Genomic DNA, 17,546 nt, shown 5'->3' with positions numbered 1-17,546 from the left:
AAGAACTATGTAGGCATTTTTCAGTGATTGTAAAAAGCTGGTTCAGGGTTTAATGATTTCAGTTATACTTGGTTTACACATTTATTGATTATACATGAAGGTGGTTCTCATGAATCGAAACATCCGCTTATTAAGCCGTTATCGCCATCTTCCGCTCCAGTTTAAGCTGTTATTATGGTTTGTGCCGCTGCTTCTCGTGACTATATTCGCTATGGGGTGGAACTCCTATCAGATCTCTTCGCAGCAGGTGGTGGAGAAAATGAAACAGTCACAGGATCACCTGACCCGAAAAACAGCAGAGCAGATTGATGAGATGGTGAGGGGAATGATTTCTTTTTCCAATACACTCTTTCTGGATGAAAGTGTGCAGCGGCTCTTAGTGTCGTCAGAAGCACAAAAAGAACGAAATTCCGTATTTAAAACGGTCACCAACCTGATGGTCGCTGGCAACTCGATTCAATCCCTGATTCTATACTCTTTGGAAGACCAGAATAACGGGGCGGAGCCTTTTGCTGCGAACCAAGCCGGATTGACAACTGGCATGAAGTTCTCTAACTTTATCCAAACCTCGTACTACAAGGAAGCCGTTGAAGCCGCAGGTAGTCCAACCTTTGGATTGTCCAGACCCACGGATGGCATATTTGTTGGTGATCATTATCATAAGATTGTACTTTCCAGAATTATCAAGAATGTATATACTTTAAAACCGGCAGGGCTTGCGGTGATCGGGGTCGATGCTGGTAAGATTGGAAGCCAATATCTAGACAACTCTGAAGATGATGTAGATATGTTTGTGGTAGATCGAGACGGGCTCATCATTACGGCTTCTAACAAGAGCTGGATCGGCAAAAGAGATCTTGATCTTCCGTATTTTGCGGACAGCGATCCTAAGTTGAGCCTAAAGGAGAGACTGGAGTCTACAGCGGATCACAAACAGTGGATTGTCTCGCATCTGCAGTCAGAAACGACGGGTTGGTATGTAGTGGTGGTGCATTCCAAACGGCAGCTTGTCAAAGAGCTGGGACAGATTTCACAGGTCACGGTGACGATCGCTTTTCTGTGCTTAGCAGTTAGCTTAATGGTTACCTGGCTCGCCGCCGCCTCAATAACGAAACCGCTGAAAAAGCTTTCCCGCTCCATGCGCAGATTCCAGACAGGGGATTTCACGCAGCGCGTATTTTTTGAAGGAAATGATGAGATTGGTCTTTTGGGCCATGGTTATAATCTAATGGTGCAGCGGATCAAATCGCTCATCAATGATGTATATGCCTCCAAACTGAAGCAGCAGGAAGCAGAATTGAAAACGCTTCAGGCACAGATCAGGCCGCACTTTTTATATAACACGCTGAATACGATTTGTTGGGAAGCTGAGAAAAAGGGCGACAAAGAAATAGCCGATATGGTCTATTCGCTTTCTCAAGTATTCCGGCTGAGCTTAAATGATGGGCGGGATACGTTTACATTGGAACAGGAAGTAGAGCTTGTGACGAATTATTTGTTCCTGCAAAAAAATCGGTTTCGAGAACGTTTTGAGTTCGAAATTGCCTTGGATGAGAGTATCAAGGATTTCACAGTTCCGAAACTGCTGCTCCAGCCACTGGCGGAAAATGCAGTGATTCATGGGATCGAGCCACTGGCTGGAAGTGGACTCATCTCGATTCGCGCCTTCCGCAAAGATAGAACTATTGTGCTCGAGGTTCAAGATAACGGGGTGGGAATCACGCCGGAAAGACTTCAGGAGCTACATCAGCGTTTAGCGAGAGGAAGCTCTATTTCGGAGGAAGAGGAGAATGCTGGACGTTCGGGGTTTGCACTCTCGAATGTACAGGAACGTTTAGCTTTGTTTTTTGCCGGAGCCTCATTGCAAGTAGAGAGTGTAGAAGGAGCAGGCACACGTATTATCATTCATATCACTGTGGAGGGTCCCTAAATGATGAAGCTGAAGCTGCTGATTGCTGAAGACGAAGACACCATCCGTGAGGGTATCGTCAATATGATTGACTGGAATTCGCATCAGATTGAGGTAATGGGCGAGGCGGGGAACGGAAGTGAAGCGCTGGCTCTGATGGAGTCTGAACAGCCGGATTTATTGTTAACGGATATCCGCATGCCGCAGATGAATGGTCTGGAGCTAATCGAAGCTGGACGGCGTCGCGGTTACGACTTTCGCTCGATTATTTTATCTGGATACAATGAGTTCTCTTATGCGAAACAAGCGATTGCGCTGGGGGTTGTCGATTATGTGCTGAAGCCGTGCCGGCCGGAAGAAATTCTGAAGACGGTACTAAAGGCTAAGGAGCTAATTGAAAGGCAGCGTTGTCAGGAGAATGAGCAGCTAAAAAGAGATCGTTCCTGGCATAAAAATGCACCGCTTGTCAAAAGCCAAGTGCTGTCCCAATGGATTCATCATCCTCCGGTTCCGCTGGAGCGGCGGCAGGAGCTGATCGGTGAGTTAGCTATGGCTATTAGCCACGAAGGTCCGCAGATTGGGCTGGTCAGCTTTGATTTTGATCCTCCCTCTGCTGGTGGGTCTGGGCAGGATTTTGTACTTTTGCGTTACGCGGCCCTAAATATTATTAGTGAAACCTTGTCTCCTATCTATAAAGGAAAAATCGAGACCTTTCATGATGGCAATCTCCTGCTCTGGATCGGCAGTGGTTTAGCTGGAACGGATTCCCGCAAGTCTTACCGAACCCCCATCTATTTAAAAGAGCAGATCGGGATGCTGCAAAGCAATCTGGAGAAATACCTCAAGCTGTCAATCAGTATTGCTGTAGGCTCCTGTCGTGCGGATATTTCGGAAGCTCACCTGTCTTATAAAGAAGCGCTTCAGGCCATGGAATCCCGCTTTCTGAACGGGAAAGGCGGCGTTTATTTTTATACAGAAGGCTCGGGAGTTATTGGGGGTGGCGCACAGGAGATCGGGATTTTAGATGATCCTGAATTAAATGTGCTGGAGGATGAGATGCTTGTGGCAGTCGGTGCAGGAAGTAATGAGCTTGCCCTCGATCTGCTGGAGCAATGGCTGGAGCGCTTTCGCGGAAACCCCGGATGCCTCAAGCAGGAGGTGAATATTCGGGCAACAGCTTTTGTCGTTCGCCTTAAGAGGCTTGCGCAGGAAAAACAAGTAGCTGGATTCGAATGGAAACAGCATTTGGTCAATTGGATGGAGCAGGCACCGCAGATCGAGACGCTGGAAGAATTGTCTACGATCCTGAATAAGATCATGCAGAATGTGGTGGAGGCTTTTTCTAAACATCGCCCTCTGCATCGAACAGTAGTTACAGCGCTCGAGATCATCCGTAACAAATATAATACCAATCTGTCTCTGGAATATGTTGCGAAGGAAGCTTATGTATCTAATACTTATTTAAGTTCACTGTTCCGCCAGGAGCTGGGTGTGAATTTTCTCGATTATTTGCATCAATACCGGGTAGAAGAGGCAAAAAAGCTGCTCCGCCAAAACTTAAAAATGTACGCTGTTGCAAAGTTAGTAGGCTACGGGGAAGAACGCCACTTCAGTGCTACTTTTAAGAAATGGACCGGACTTACGCCCTCACAATATCAAAAGGGACTAGGGAAGTAGGAGCAAATTGTTATCTACTAGGCTTTGTGTGGTTAAACTCTACATATAGCTAAATAGGAGGTAACCGAGAAATGAACCCGAAATGGTGGAAAGAAAGTGTCGTGTACCAAATTTATCCGATTAGCTTCATGGATAGTAACGGAGATGGGATTGGAGACTTGCAAGGAATCATATCCAGACTGGATTATTTGCAGGATTTAGGTGTAGACGTGATTTGGGTCTGCCCTATTTATAAATCGCCAAACCATGATAACGGTTATGATATCAGTGATTACTGTGACATTATGAAGGAATTTGGCACGATGGATGATTTTGACCATTTGCTGAGGGAGATGCACTCACGTGGGATGAAGCTGATGATGGATTTGGTTCTGAACCATACGTCACATGAGCACCCATGGTTTGTTGAATCCAGATCGTCGAAGGATAATCCGAAACGGGACTACTATATTTGGCGAAAAGGAAAAAATGGAGGTCCCCCGAATAACTGGGAGTCTTATTTCAGTGGCTCGGTGTGGGAGCTTGATCCGCGGACCGATGAATATTACCTTCACCTCTATTCCAAATATCAGCCTGATCTGAACTGGGAGAATCCCGTGGTCATTGATAAGCTGCATGAGATGGTGGAATGGTGGCTGAAGAAGGGTGTGGACGGATTTCGCTTTGATGCCATTGCACATATCGTGAAGACGAAAGGTTACCCGGATGCGGATAATCCAGGTGGAACACCTACCGTACGGGCTTATGGAATGTTCTCCAATCTGGCAGATGTGCATACCCTGCTACAGAATTTATATGATAAAGTGCTTTATTTCTACGATATTATGACGGTAGGAGAGACCTCAGGACTTGGACCGGAGCAGGCGCTAGATTATGTAGGTGATGGTCGCCGGGAGCTGAATATGACTTTTCAGTTTGAGCATATGTTTCTGGATGCCGCTTCGGCAGGTAGTGGAAAATGGGATGTCGTCCCATGGAGTCTACTGGAGCTGAAAAAGATTATGAGTAATTGGCAGACGGTTCTGCATGACAAAGGCTGGAATGCGAATTATCTCTGCAACCATGACCAGCCGCGCGCAGTGTCCCGGTTTGGGAACGACCTTTTTTACCGGATTCCTTCGGCTAAAATGCTGGCGACCTTCATTCACATGCTGGAAGGCACACCTTATATTTATCAAGGCGAAGAAATTGGAATGACGAATGTCTGTTTCGAATCCATTGATGATTACCGGGATGTAGAGACGCTTAATTATTATGAGGAAAAGCGAAAAAACGGCGTTCCAGAAGAGCAGATTATGTCTGCCATTCATCATAAAAGCCGGGATAATGCCCGCACCCCGATGCAGTGGGACGATGGTCACGCAGGTGGTTTTACGACGGGGACACCTTGGATTGAAGTGAATTCCAACTATATGGAAATCAACGCTGGCAACGCGATTAAAGATCCCGATTCCATCTACAACTACTATAAACAGCTGATTGCCCTGAGAAAAAAACATAAAGTCATCGTTTATGGAGCCTACGAGCTGTTGCTTGCAGAGCATACAGAGATATATGCGTATACCCGGACATTGGAAGATCAGCGGCTGCTGGTTATTCTGAATTTTTATGATGGAGAGCCTGTATTCGAATGGCCAGCAGAGTTCCAACCAGAAAATATAGAGCTGTTAATTTCTAATTATTCCGTGGAAAAAGATGAGCAGATCCAACCGCTTAAACTTCGACCTTATGAAGCACGAGTATATTTGCAGCAGCTTGTGTAAAGGAAGCTGTAGGAATGAGTTGTCATGAAGGGGCTGAACGCTCACTGTGACAACTCTTCTTTGAGTTTGTGAGTAAAAGACTGTACAATGGCGATACATTAACATACATAGAGTGGAGTTACAGGAAGACGCCTGTGGGAGGAGAGACAACATGACTGAATGGTATGAAAAGAGCTTCGGAGAGGATTATCTGGTCGTATACAAACATCGAGACTTTGGTGGAGCTCGTAAAGAAGTTGAACGAATGATCTCGTGGCTGGGACTACCGCCAGGCTCCAAAGTGCTGGATTTATGTTGTGGGATGGGACGTCATTCACTGGCGCTTGCGGAAGCAGGGTACGAGGTAACTGGAGTGGACTTATCAGAGGTATTGCTGCGTGAGGCAAGATCTCAAACAGGAGCGGAGCAGGTAACTTGGCTGCGTTCTGACATGCGTGACCTACCGTTAACTGGAGGTTTCGATGCTGTGGTTAATCTATTCACTTCCTTTGGTTATTTTGAAGAGGATGAGGAGCAGGTAAAGGTTTTGCGTGAAATCTATCGGATGTTGAAGCCGGGTGGCAAGTTTGTTATTGATTATCTGAATCCTGCGTATGTGATTCGTCATCTGGTGCCGCATTCTACCCGCGAGGATGGAAAAAATCTGATTGATGAGTCGCGGCGGATCGAGGATGGGTACGTGAAGAAGGACATCATTTTAACCTCTAAAAATGATTCTACACCTCGCCAATATCATGAACGTGTGAAGCTGTATTCCTTGGAGAAATTCAGCGGGATGATCGAGGAAGCGGGTTTACAGCTCGAAGCTGTGCATGGCAGCTATGAAGATGAGGTTTATAATGCAGAAAGCTCCACGCGGATGATTTTTAGTGGAATTCGATCGTAATGGTATCAGGAAAAAGATTCAAAGGCGGTGATCGCACCATGTCTAAGGCGGATATCACTTCATGGGACGAGAACATTCTTCAGGTCTCGGTGCCCATGGACTCGCCGCTTCGTCAAGTGAACAGCTATATTCTGCCCGATGAGGATGGCAGAATTACTATTATTGATCCCGGTCCGCGTAGCCCGGAGACAGAAAAATGCTGGCAGGCGATCCTGCAGGAGCTGGGATTGTCGTGGAAGGACGTGCGGGATATCGTCGTAACACATCATCATCCCGATCATTATGGATTGGCGGGATGGTTGCAGTTACAGACCGGATGTAAGGTATGGATGACTGAACGTGCTCATGCCGAAGCGATGTTGATGTGGGGCAGTGACACGGATATCAATGAAGTTTTGCCGTTATATTTCATCGGACACGGAATGTCGGAAGAATGGTCGAGTGGAATAAAAGCGCATTTGGAGAGCTTTGACGCTCAAGTGGAGCCGCAGCCGGTTGTAACTTATCTGAATGAGGTAGAGCCTTTCGGGATGGGGGGCCGTGAATGGCAATTGATTGTAACTGGCGGACATGCACCGGGACATGTGAGCTTTTATCATGCGGACAGCGGGCAAATGATCTGCGGCGATGCTGTGCTGCCGCAGATTTCGCCCAATGTCAGCCTGCTTCCAGGCAGCGATCCACAGCCGCTGCAGACGTTTCTTCAGGGGCTGCGGGAGCTGGGCAGCTATTCGGTCAGCATGGCGTTCCCGGGCCATCGGGAACCGTTCACGGGTTTTGCGCACCGGGTCAGCAGCCTGCTCGCTCATCATGAGGAGCGGCTGGATACCACGGTAGCCTTGCTCGCAAACGGCCCGCTGAGCGGCTTCGCCGTCTGCGAAATTCTGTTTCGCAGACGGGTAACCACCGTTCACCAGATGCGCTTTGCGATGAGTGAGACACTGGCGCATTTAGCGGAGCTGATGCGCCGGGAGCAAGCGGTAATGATAGAGGCGGACGGTGCTATATTGTTTGCAGCATCTGAAAGTGCTGGAGACCATGTTAGTTAGAGTTTCTAGCGGGCTCGAAGAGTGATGAGTGATGAATGATGAGTGATGAGTGATGAGTGATGAGTGATGAATGATGAATGATGATTGATGAAATGAATTGAGATGTGAAGGTTATGATCGAGTAGAGGTACAGAGCAGTCCTGTGTTATTGGGACTGCTCTTTTTTTGGTTTTGGTTTTAGTGACTAAGGAGAGAGTATAATTCGGTGCTATTTATATGAATATTGAGCTCCTCAGTCCGATCGCATACCAAACTAACCTTTGATTACATACTCATGCGTTAGGCTGATCATTTGGACTAACATTTGATTACTTTGCTTACGCGTTACACAGGTCATTCGGACTCAGATGCCGCTATTCGTGGGTTTTGGGACTTTTGAGGTTAGTATCGGACAGGAGAGGCGTTATTGATAGTGCAGAGGGGAGTTATTGGTCATTTTTGAGTGAATAGCGACTCTGGAGTCCGAAAGTGTCCAAATCAAAGGGGATATGTGAGTATAGTGTCACCTGAGTCCGAACGCATTACCAAACTAACCTTTGATTACATACTCATGCGTTAGGCTGATCATTTGGACTAACATTTGATTACTTTACTTATGCGTCATACAGATCATTCGGACTCAGATGCAGCTATTCGTGAGTTTTGGGACTTTTGAGGTTAGTATCGGACCGGGGAGGCGTTATTGCTAGTGCAGAGGGGAGTTATTGGTCATTTTTGAGTGAATAGCGACTCTGGAGTCCGAAAGTGACTAAATCAAGGGTGTTTTATGGAAATAGTGTCACCTGAGTCCGATCGCATTACCAACTAACATTTGATTACTTTACTTATGCGTCACACAGATCATTCGGACTCAGATGCCGCTATTCGTGGGTTTTGGGGCTTTTGAGGTTAGTATCGGACCGGAGAGGCGTTATTGCTAGTGCAGAGGGTAGTTATTGGTCATTTTTGAGTGAATAGCGACTCTGGAGTCCGAAAGTGTCCAAATCTAAGGGGATTGTGAGTATAGTGTCACCTGAGTCCGAACGCATTACCAAACTAACATTTGATTACTTAACTCATGCGTCACACAGATCATTCGGACTCAGATGCCGCTATTCGTGGGTAGAAACACATCTTGCCGAGTAACTAAGTGTTGGTATTGACTAATTGGGGAATTCCTCCCTGTTTTTTGAGGATTGTTGAGGTGTAGAGCGGATATTAGGGAATTTCTCCCTAATATTCTACGAATGTAGCTATAAATTAAGGTTTTCGTAGAGTTATTAGGGAAGAATTCCCTAATACCTTAGGTTTTGAACGATTTTCGGTATTTTTTAGGGAGTTTTTCCCTAAAACGGTCCCAACCCAACCCAACCCAACCCAACCCAACCCAACCCAACCCAACCCAACCCAACCCAACCCAACCCAACCCAACCCAACCCAACCCAACCCAACCCAACCCAACCCAACCTCAAAAAAAGCGATTGTCTCATAACCCGCAAGGGCTACGAAACAATCGCTTTTTAATTCTCAGAGTGTACCCAAAACACCGGTTACTCCGGTTGTTTTTCATGTTCTGCAAGTTTCCTTGCAGCTTCTTCGCGATCCTCAGGTGAATGCGGAAGTTCGAGGTCTATCTCACGCTCCGCTTGCTTACGGTGTGCGATTCGGCTACTAGCTGCAGCGGCTACTGCTCCGACGATATCGTCGAGGAAGGTGTGGATCTGCCCGGTGTTTTTGTCGTTCAACCGTTCAAGAACGCCTGGCTTAAGCTTGTCCACATAACCATAGTTGGTGAAGCCAATGCTGCCGTATACATTTACGATGGAGAAAGCCAGAATCTCATCCACTCCGTATAATCCCTCATCATTTTCGATCATATCCTGAAGCGGCGGAAACAACTTCCCCTCCTCCGCGAGCATGTCCAATTGAATGCCCGTAAGTACTGCATTTTGCACTTCCCGTTTGCTGAGTACCATCTCAACGTTATGGACACACTCTTCCATTGTTAAGTTTGGATAATATTTTTTTTGCAGAAACATAACGAGCTCTGCGATTTCCTGCAGGTTCACTCCACGCTTATTCAACCACACTTTGGTCGCATCTGCGACTGCCTTGCTGTTCAGACTGTAAGGTATTTTTGCGATTGGTTCATCAGCCATGATTAGTCACCTCGTAAGTTAAGTCTTTGCATTACAACGTTCGTTAGCATGATGTTAAGCGCTGGTGTTATCTCAGATTGTACGTTTAGAAGAAGTATTTGTCCAGAAAGCGGAGTCTATGTGAATTAAAATCTAGATCCAACCCAACCTGAAAATAAAGTACACAGGCTTTTCCAACAATTTAGGATAAGCAGTTGTTATTTTTTGGACAAAGGTCTCGTATACATAGCAGTACAAATGCTATCTAACCTTGAAAGGGGTAATAAATGATGAAAACAATGCAACAAATCCGCGGGATTTCCGCGGTCTGCCTACTCGCAGTTCCACTGGCACTGTCCGGTTGTGGCTTGTTCGGTTCGGAATCAGCATCGATTGATGCTCCGCCACCTGAGGTTGAAGCGCAGATGCTACAGACAGAGGGAAATAACACTTTGGATTCAGGTGTATTTGGTCCAGTGGCTCAGGATGATGCACAAACAGCTGTTAAGGACAGCACCAAAACCGCTAAAGCAACGGATAAAACAACGGCTTCCGGTGACCGGACGACCGTATATTTGGAAGATGGAAACGGCTTACTCGCTCCAGTGTCGCTAAATCTGCCAAAAAGCAAAGATTCCAGCACGCTCAAGAACTCTTTAATGGCATTAGTGAATAAGGGAGAATATGCGTCCTCATTGCCAGAAGGCTTCCAAGGCATTCTACCAGCTGGAACTGAGGTGCAAAGCATTACGGTAGACAAGTCGAATCTGGCAGTTGTTGAGTTCAATTCGGAATTTAACAACTACGATGCTGCGGATGAACGCAAAATCCTTGAAGCGATCACTTGGACGCTGACCGGTCAAGATGACATTAAAGGTGTACAGTTCTGGGTAGATGGTAAAAAGCTTACGGAAATGCCGCTTCAAGGTACTCCGCTGGATCGCCCGCTGTCCCGCACAATGGGCATTAACCTGCCTAAACAAGGTCCATCTTTGATGAACTCTAGTGCGGTTACTGTTTATTTTTCCACAACATCTTCTGACGGTATCCAATATTATGTTCCGGTTACGCGCTTTGTACCCGCAGGGCAAGAACAGCTGACTGCTGCTATCAATGAACTGATTGCGGGACCTGAATCCGGAGACGGTCTGGAAATGGTTATGACACAGGGCACATCACTTGATTCGGTTGAAGCCGGACAAAACGGTGTTGTTACTGTATCCTTGACTGACGATATGTTCGCAGATGGGAAGGAAGTTCCTGCCGAATTGCTGGAATCGGTTGTTCTGACTGTTGCGCAAAATACGGAAGATGCTTTAGTTCAAATTCGTTTGAACGGCAAACAATCGATTACCGACACTGACAATGTGGACTATAGCAAACCTGTTTCTGCACCTGAATTTTTGAACGAGCTCCCGTTATAGAATGACCTTCTAAGGTTTAAAAGATGCTTTTGTGCCTCCTCTTTGGTAGAATAAAAGTTGCTCAAAAAGACGCAACGTCCCGAACGGTGAACTGCCGCAATGAACAACAGGGAAACGGGACTCACACTAAACTATTAGCTATACGATGTAGGAGGCAGAAAAGATGAGATCAAACGGGCGAACTGACGACCAATTACGGCCGCTGACAATAACGACCCAAACGAATAAATATGCTGAGGGCTCCGTGATCATTGAGATGGGAGACACCAAAGTTATTTGTACGGCTACTGTAGAGGAAAAAGTGCCTCCGTTTCTTAAAGGACAAGGAAAAGGCTGGGTAACTGCTGAATATTCGATGCTTCCTCGGGCCACTCAGTCCCGTAATCAACGTGAAGCTGCACGCGGTAAACTTACCGGACGTACAATGGAAATCCAACGGCTGATCGGCCGTGCGCTTCGCTCCGTGGTGAATTTACAAGCGTTAGGTGAACGCAGCATTACGCTGGATTGTGATGTGATTCAGGCGGATGGGGGAACTCGGACGGCTTCGATAACAGGCGCTTTTGTTGCCATGGCGTTTGCTATTAATAAAATTGCACTACAGCACAAGCTGGCTGTTTTTCCTATAACAGACTTTTTGGGAGCAATTAGTGTAGGTGTTGTAGGGGATAAAACACTGCTCGATCTGAATTATGAAGAGGATTCCAAAGCCAAAGTGGATATGAATGTAGTCATGACCGGCGGCGGTGCTTTTGTTGAGGTACAAGGAACTGGCGAAGAAAGACCATTCTCGCGTCAAGAGCTGGATCTTTTATTGGGTCTAGGTGAGAAAGGGATTTATGAACTGATTGCCGCACAAAAAGAAGCGCTCGGAGCGATTGCTCTGAAAATCCCTTCCGGCCAGCCGGGCCAAGAGGTGTAACATGAATTCCACGGGCAATATTCTCATTGTCGCTACGAAGAATAAGGGGAAGGTGCGCGAATTCGAGCACGCTTTTGCCCCGCTGGGCCTGACAGTTAAGAGTATGTATGACTATCCGCATCTGCCCGATGTGGTAGAAGACGGAGCTACTTTTGCAGAAAACGCATTTAAAAAATCCAAAGCCGTAGGTGACGCACTTGGAATTCCGGTACTCGCTGATGATTCGGGTCTTTGTGTAGATGCTTTGGATGGCAGACCTGGTGTGTACTCTGCACGTTTTGCAGGTGAAGATGCTACGGATGGGGAAAATAACCTAAAGCTGCTTAGCGAGCTAGAGAGATTGAAACAGGGGGAAGACACAGATCAGCCTTTGCTGAGCACGGCTAGGTTCGTCTGTACTTTATCGCTGTACGATCCAGTTTCCAAGCAGGAGCTAACCGCAGAAGGTGCGGTCGAAGGTTGGATTACTTCAGAACCATCAGGTGCCGGTGGTTTCGGTTACGACCCGCTATTCTACCTGTCGGAACATGAAAAAACTATGGCCGAGCTTACGCTGGAAGAGAAGCAGCAGATCAGCCATCGAGGAACTGCACTGCGACTGCTGACGGCGAAGCTGGAGAAGAAACTGGCGGCTGAAGGCGGCCTATCGCCGGAATAGAGTTTTTTATAAAAGTGGGGGTGTCCAAAAGCCGCGAAATGGCTGCTGGACACCCCCGTTTTTTATACCTTCCCTTTGAACTAAGCCTCAAACTTCGTTCGATTCTAACACATTTACCCGTATGAAGCTGCCACCCGGACACAGCTGACCTTAAACGTAGCTATTTCCGATAATTGAGATTCTACTGGACCCCAAAGTCGCTATGGGCACGAAAAACACCCCAAAAGAAGCATTTCATAAGGAATAGCAGCACTGGAGTCCGAAACATAGCTCCAAAGGCTTGAAATTTGTAAATAACGTCAACTGGGTCCTTAACGTAAGCCCCAGAGAATGAGTATGACTCTGCACTAATAATGGGATGTTCTCCTTGTAATGGGACAATCTTCTTGTTGGAATCAAAGAGAGCACCCGATTATATCAGCTTCCAAAGAGCAGGTGTAGAAGCTGGCTCCCACCCCTGAAGTGAAGTGTGAGGCTGCAAGCAGGTATACGTTTTTCCACTGTAGGCAACGACATCACCTACTTTATAAGCAACTCCTGTTACCCAGCTAGACCCTCCCGAAGTAGGTGTAGCAGTCGGTAATGGAGTTTGCGTGGGTGTTACGGTTGCTGTAGGCGTCGGTGCCACCGTTGGTGTCAAAGTCGGTGTTACCGTTGGAGCTACAGTTGCCGTTGGTGTAGACGTTGCTGTTCCACACACGCTGATGTATTTCCAGACACCCTCCGGTCCGCTAAGATCGGGACGATCTCCCTGTGTCCACCACTTGGCTTCATAGAGTGAACCGTTGTAGGAAACGCGTTGTCCGCCAGTATATGCGGTTGCCGCATTCCAGGTCGCTGCCGAGCATTGTCCCGGCGTAGGAGTAGGTGTTGGCGCTACAGTTGGCGTTGGCGTCACGGTTGCCGTCGGAGTCGGTGTTGTTGTAGGTGTTGCCGTTGGTGTTGCTGTTGGTGTAGTCGTCGGAGTAGGTGTTGCTGTCGGTGATGCAGACGGTGTTGGTGTTGGCGTTGGCGTAATGCCACCGTACAGTTTATCGTATTCCTGTTGGGACGAGTTTCCGTTCAGGGTGATTCGCTGTGGACCGCCTGAAAAATTCAGCTTCATCATACCCGGAATTTCAAGTGAAGCTCCGTTTGCAATGGTTTGAGTAGCTGTACCTGTAATACGGTAGCGGTTGAAATCCCAGGCCGTGGAGATTTGCTCAACGCTACCGGCTCCCCATGCCGATGTTAGGGTTGTAGTTGTTGGCAGGTCGAATTCTAGCTTCCAGCCACCGGGAATATCCGCACCGGTGTTGTTCGTTATTTTTAATGAATAGGTATAGTTCGGATGATCATAAGCGCCGCTGAAGCTGAGGTTGAAGTTTTTAGGTTCAGGCAACTGCGGCTTAGGAGCTCCGCCCGGCGGCGTGGCTGTTTTCAGCTGATCATAGGCAAAATCGGTCAGAGAATTGCCGTACGTATAAGTGCCATCGCTCTGCTCAGAGTAATCGCCCGTTAATTCCCAGAACATCATGCCTCCCAAGCCTTTTTGTTTAATGTAATCCAGCTTGTAGCCTAGAGATTCCTTATCTTCATACGTAAGAAAAACCTTCTTGTCTGCGTTGAACAAGTACGGTGTTTTGGTAACAGGATCGAAGTAACGTTTATTCGCTGGATCTTTGAGCAGATTTAGCACATGCCAGATCGGATTTGCACCAGCAGGCTGCTCTGGTGCGGGATCATTCCAGATGCCGTATTGGCCATCTGCTCCCCCACCGGTTGTCGGAGCTGTGCCGTAAAGGCCGGTATTGTTGATGCCTCCATTCACATTTTTCCAGCCTCGTGAATAATAAGGAACTCCGATCACGATTTTTTCCGGAGGAAGCGTACCGAGATAGTATCGGACCGCCCAGTCGGTATTCAGAACCGGAGTACCCAGCGCAGCAGTTTCAGTATCGCGGGAATCCGGGTACAGTGCAGAATGCGGCCCTACATAACCATTCCACGCACCATGGAAATCATAGGTCATAAGGTTCGCCCAGTCTAAATACTGATTGGCTTCCCCAAGCTTCATGCCCCCAAGAATCCAGGAAGAGGCGGTGGCCGCAATAGTCAGGTCATATTTCTGATTGTCTTGTGAACCTGCCAGATCGAGCTTTTCGCGAAGTTTTTTCATAAGAAGAACGTAGTTGTTGTAATTAACTGTACGCAGCGGTTCTGCCACGGCAAAATCGTTAGGATTACCGGACTGCCCAGTGCCAGAAGGGTACTCCCAATCGATGTCCACTCCGTTGAACTGATAGGTACGCAGAAAATCCACAACACTATTGGCAAAAGCTTCTCGCCCGGCTTCCGAATTCGCCATGTTGAAGAATCCTCCGGAACCCGACCAGCCGCCAACAGAAATCAGGGTGCGTACATCAGGATAGAGCTGTTTGTACTTGACCAGTTGGTTAAAATGCCCCTTAAAAGGCAGGGTGGTCAGCTGGCCGGGGTAGTCTTTTTCGATAGCGGCTGTACGGTCCATGAGATCAATCTTGTTCGTTTGAGGATTTACCTTGGCGAAGGCATAGTTAATATGGGTAATTTTATCCCACGGAATTTTGTCTACGGTGTAAAATCCTTTGTTCTCCTGATCGCCCCACTCTGGGAAGTAAGCAACGATTTTGCGAGGATGATCAGCTGCTGGAGCGGGAGCGGAAGGTGTTGTTTCCGTTGCATGGGCCACTGGTAAGGATGCACCTGTCCCGGTGTAAAGTGGAACCAGAACGATTAGGCTCATTAGCGCAGCAAGGTAACTTATGGATATTTTGCGCTTAGCACGTGCTTTTGCAATCATATTTAATATACCTCCAAGGGGGGATAATGTTATTTAGGGAACGCTGCTTCCTGCATGACTTTAATTGAGCTTCCAAAGAGCAGGTGTGGTGGCTGGCTCCCAGCCCTGAAGTGAAGTGTGGGGCTGCAAGCAGGTATATGTTTTTCCGTTGTAGGCGACGACATCACCTGTTTTGTACGCAACGCCTGTTCCCCAGCTAGACCCTTCCGAAGTAGGTGTAGCGGTAGGCAAAGGAGTTGGCGTAGGTGTAACGGTTGCAGTTGGCGTTGGCGCGACAGTAGGCGTAGGTGCAACGGTTGCGGTAGGCGTTGGTACTACCGTAGGTGTTAAAGTTGGGACCACAGTTGCAGTTGGCGTTGGTGTCGCTGTTCCGAATACGCTGATGAATTTCCAGACCCCATCAGGTCCGCTAAGATCAGGACGATCCCCTTGCGTCCACCACTTGGCTTCATAGACTGAGCCATTGTAGGAGACACGCTGTCCGCCAGTGTATACGGTTGTTGCACCCCAGGCCGCTGCCGAACATTGTCCCGGTGTAGGCGTTGGGGTTGGCGTCACGGTTGCAGTTGGCGTTGGCGTTGCTGTTGCCGTAGGAGTTGGAGTTGCCGTAGGTGTTGGTGATGTGGATGGTGTCGGTGTCGGCTGCACCACTCCGCCACCAAGATCGGCGTTTAGTTTGTTGGTTAATGTTTTGTTCCGGTCACCACTTGTTTCCCAGAACATGACACCTGCAAGACCCTTGGACTTCAGGTAGCTGATCTTGTGGCCAAAGGATTCTACGTCGTCATAGCTGATAAAGGTTTGATTTGTTGGATTATAGAGATAAGGCACTTTGGATGTATCATTCCAATAGCGGGTATAGCCGTTTTTGTTGATATAATTAGCTTCGAGATCATAGAAATCATAGCTGCCTTTTTCCCATGTTCCTGTTGGTGAGATGCCAGCGGATACCTGATATTGGCCGTTTCCTGAAGCCGGAGCTCCGCCCCAACCACGACCGTAAAAAGCCATGCCAAGTACAAGCTTGTTCGCAGGTACACCATTCGCAAGATAGGAGGTTACCGCTTTATCGATGTTAAAATTTTGCGGTTCGGTTAAGCCCGAAGCGGAAGCTGCGGGATCATAGTACAACGGAGCATTATGTCCGGTGGTGGTGTTCCAGCTCCCATTAAAGTCATAGGTCATAATATTGATCCAGTCGACAACGGAAGCAATGCCGGCCAGGTTATTGTTGTTGATATACGTTGGGCCTGCCCCGGAAGCAATGGTCAGCAGATAGGTTTTTCCATCCGCCGCGCCGGCTGCATTTAGCTTTTCGCGAACTTTTTGCAGCAGCAGTACATAGTTTTCTTTATCTTCAGGACGGTAGCTATTGCCTGCGAGTCCACCACTTACTGGATATTCCCAGTCGAGATCCACGCCGTCCATCTTGTATTTTCGAATAAAATCAACCGCGGAATTGGCAAAAACCTCACGGGTCGCAGCTGTCGCAGCTACATCCGAGAAACGGTTCGACCAGGTCCAGCCCCCAACGGAGATTAGGGTCTTCAGGTTCGGGTTCTTTTCCTTCAGCTTCCATAGCTGCTTCAGGTTACCTTTGATGGGATCATCCCATTTGTCATCCCCGAAGCTTTTTCCAGTGTCAATCCACGGATCACCAAGAACAATCGTACCGTTCGGAACGCTGATGGCTTGGCCTTGTTCATTCTGGCAAGACCAGGTCACCGGATTAGGGCCAGTGGGGTCGGGATTGCCATGAATGCCATTCCAACAAATATCCGCAAAAGCGTAGTTAATGACATTCATTTTGGTAGGATCGATATCTGTTACATTGTAAGCACGCCCGTAAGCGGCCCATGAAGCGTAATAACCAACCAGTTTGTAATCCTGTGCGGCGTTGGCTGTTTTGGGACTGCCACCCAGGGTGGAAAAGAGTGTCAGAACAAGCGCGGCGATCATCGCAATTGCAAAGGTTTTGCGTGAAGCTTTTTTCGTGAAGATCATTGAATTTCTACCTCCTAGATTCAAAGTGTAGTTCGAAATTCTTTTCGGCAAGATGTCCTGACCTTCACCTCCCGTCGGTTGTAGTGCACCATCACCCTTGGCGTCCCTATCATTCTATTGAAGTTCAATTCGTAGATTCAGCAGCAAAAAAGCAGCGGTCCAAATCAAGCCTTACCCAATCAGTAAGCGCTTTCTTTTATGCTTTTTGTGTGCTGCTGTTTCATTGATTTTAAAAGATGTAACATGCTGTGTATGGTTTGAATGAATAGAGGAGGATGTTTGGAAGTTGGATAATTAGGATGAATTAGATATAAAT

General features: G+C 47.5%; 11 protein-coding genes. 8 read left to right on the top strand and 3 right to left on the bottom strand.

Annotation, left to right across the window (positions count from 1 at the left end):
- Positions 1–109: 109 nt before the first annotated feature.
- The 5 genes from NYE35_RS25510 to NYE35_RS25490 all read left to right on the top strand — a co-directional run bounded on the left by NYE35_RS25510 (position 110) and on the right by NYE35_RS25490 (position 7,284).
- Positions 110–1,930: a sensor histidine kinase gene (locus tag NYE35_RS25510; RefSeq protein WP_038573085.1), complete on the top strand. Its 1,821-nt coding sequence runs from the start codon at positions 110–112 to the stop codon at positions 1,928–1,930.
- Positions 1,931–3,586 carry a response regulator gene (locus NYE35_RS25505; RefSeq protein ID WP_038573084.1) on the top strand — a complete coding sequence of 552 codons (1,656 nt, stop codon included), beginning with the start codon at positions 1,931–1,933 and terminating at the stop codon, positions 3,584–3,586.
- A 71-nt stretch (positions 3,587–3,657) separates the two neighbouring features.
- Entirely contained in the window at positions 3,658–5,349 is a 1,692-nt protein-coding gene (locus NYE35_RS25500) for a glycoside hydrolase family 13 protein (RefSeq protein ID WP_076272773.1), read from the top strand.
- A gap of 151 nt (positions 5,350–5,500) precedes the next feature.
- Complete coding sequence (locus NYE35_RS25495) at positions 5,501–6,235, top strand: class I SAM-dependent methyltransferase (protein WP_076099469.1); 735 nt, start codon at positions 5,501–5,503, stop codon at positions 6,233–6,235.
- 38 nt (positions 6,236–6,273) lie between these two features.
- Positions 6,274–7,284 (top strand): MBL fold metallo-hydrolase, encoded by a 1,011-nt coding sequence (locus tag NYE35_RS25490; RefSeq protein ID WP_341122209.1) that lies wholly within the window; start codon positions 6,274–6,276, stop codon positions 7,282–7,284.
- A 1,529-nt stretch (positions 7,285–8,813) separates the two neighbouring features.
- Here the strand turns inward: NYE35_RS25490 and NYE35_RS25485 are convergent.
- Positions 8,814–9,422, bottom strand: a complete 609-nt coding sequence (locus tag NYE35_RS25485; RefSeq protein WP_036686950.1) for a phosphatidylglycerophosphatase A family protein — start codon at positions 9,420–9,422, stop codon at positions 8,814–8,816.
- Positions 9,423–9,691: 269 nt separating this feature from the next.
- Here NYE35_RS25485 and NYE35_RS25480 point away from each other — a divergent pair, with 269 nt between their 5' ends.
- From NYE35_RS25480 to NYE35_RS25470, 3 genes are all read left to right on the top strand, one after another.
- Entirely contained in the window at positions 9,692–10,825 is a 1,134-nt protein-coding gene (locus NYE35_RS25480; protein ID WP_176462677.1) for a GerMN domain-containing protein, read from the top strand.
- A gap of 163 nt (positions 10,826–10,988) precedes the next feature.
- Entirely contained in the window at positions 10,989–11,747 is a 759-nt protein-coding gene (rph, locus tag NYE35_RS25475; protein WP_036686952.1) for a ribonuclease PH, read from the top strand.
- A 1-nt stretch (position 11,748) separates the two neighbouring features.
- Positions 11,749–12,405 carry an XTP/dITP diphosphatase gene (locus NYE35_RS25470; protein WP_038573081.1) on the top strand — a complete coding sequence of 219 codons (657 nt, stop codon included), beginning with the start codon at positions 11,749–11,751 and terminating at the stop codon, positions 12,403–12,405.
- Positions 12,406–12,817: 412 nt separating this feature from the next.
- Here NYE35_RS25470 and NYE35_RS25465 read toward each other — a convergent pair whose 3' ends face one another.
- Together NYE35_RS25465 and NYE35_RS25460 are read right to left on the bottom strand one after the other, a co-directional pair.
- A complete protein-coding gene (locus NYE35_RS25465; protein WP_341122208.1) occupies positions 12,818–15,226 on the bottom strand; it encodes a glycosyl hydrolase family 18 protein in 2,409 nt (802 codons plus the stop codon).
- A gap of 60 nt (positions 15,227–15,286) precedes the next feature.
- On the bottom strand, positions 15,287–17,230 hold the full coding sequence (locus NYE35_RS25460) for a glycosyl hydrolase family 18 protein (protein ID WP_341122207.1): 1,944 nt from the start codon (positions 17,228–17,230) through the stop codon (positions 15,287–15,289).
- Positions 17,231–17,546 lie beyond the last annotated feature (316 nt).

Source organism: Paenibacillus sp. FSL L8-0494 (assembly GCF_038003695.1).
In the GTDB taxonomy this organism is placed as follows: domain Bacteria; phylum Bacillota; class Bacilli; order Paenibacillales; family Paenibacillaceae; genus Paenibacillus_AQ; species Paenibacillus_AQ odorifer.
Note: the sequence above shows the minus strand (reverse complement) of the source record. Positions and strands in the feature narration are given on the sequence as shown.